The organism is Micromonospora sp. MH99, assembly GCF_021442385.1.
Classification (GTDB): domain Bacteria; phylum Actinomycetota; class Actinomycetes; order Mycobacteriales; family Micromonosporaceae; genus Micromonospora.
The window spans coordinates 1-1,154 of the sequence record NZ_MUZA01000154.1 but is presented as its reverse complement, the minus strand read 5'-3'; the positions used below and the strand labels follow the sequence as shown (position 1 = coordinate 1,154).

The 1,154-nt window shown below is 72.9% G+C and carries 1 protein-coding gene; it reads right to left on the bottom strand.

From position 1 onward, the window contains the following. Positions 1–63: 63 nt before the first annotated feature. The gene (locus B0E54_RS32285; RefSeq protein WP_234591624.1) at positions 64–1,026 is read right to left on the bottom strand and encodes a complex I subunit 1 family protein; all 963 of its coding nucleotides are present in this window, start codon (positions 1,024–1,026) and stop codon (positions 64–66) included. Positions 1,027–1,154 lie beyond the last annotated feature (128 nt).

The following is a 1,154-nucleotide window of genomic DNA, read 5'->3' as shown; positions in this document are numbered from 1 at the left end:
CAGCCGGGCGCGGCGGGCGGCGGGCAGCCGGGGGCGGCGGGGCGCGGGCGGGGCGCGGCGGGGTTAGAGGGCTACGCGGACTGCTGCGGTGAGGACCAGTTGGGCGAGGGAGGCGGGGACCAGGACCAGCCAGCAGAGGCGTTGGAGCTGGTCCTCGCGCAGCCGGGGGTACGACACCCGCAGCCAGATGATCACGAAGGCGACGGCGAAGATCTTGAGCAGGGTCCACAGCCAGCCCAGGTGCTCGTCGGCGAACGGGCCCTGCCAGCCACCGAGGAACAGCACAGTGGTCAGCGCGGCGATCACCACGATGCCGATGTACTCGGCGAGCAGGAAGAACGCGAACCGCAGCCCCGTGTACTCGGTCATGTAGCCGAAGACCAGCTCCGAGTCGGCCACCGGCATGTCGAACGGCGGCCGACGGATCTCGGCCAGCCCGGCCACGAAGAAGATGATCATCGCGGGTGCCTGCCAGAGCAACCACCACGGCTGCCACGCCTCCACGATGCCGGACAGGCTGAGCGTGCCGGCCGCCATCGCCACCGAGGCGGCGGCCAGCACCAGCGGCAGCTCGTAACCGAGCAGCTGGGCGGCCCCGCGCAGCCCGCCGAGCAGGCTGTACTTGTTGGCCGACGCCCACGCCGACATGAGCACCGCCACCACCCCGACGCCGACCACGGCCAGCACGAAGAACAGGCCGATGTCCAGCGGCTGCCCGACCAGGTCGTTCGGGCCGAGCGGAATGACCAGCAGCACCAGCAGGTACGGCACCAGGGCCACCGCGGGCGCCAGCCGGAACACCGCCCGGTCCGCCTCACGCGGGGTGATGTCCTCCTTCTGCACGAACTTGACGCCGTCCGCCACGAGCTGCGCCCAACCGTGGAAGCCACCCGCGTACATCGGGCCGAGGCGGCCCTGCATGTGCGCCATCACCTTGTGCTCAGCCTGGCCGACGACCAGCGGCAGGGTGAGGAACGCGACGATCACGCCGCCCACCCGGAGCACCAGCTCCACCCAGAGCGGCATCAGGCCGTACCCCCGTCGTGGTCGGTCCGGTCGTCGCGGCCCGGCGGGTCCGCGACCGCCTCACCACGGGCGGCGGCCGGGTCGCCACCGGGCTCCCCGCCCGCGTCGGGGCCGGGCCGGTCGCGGGC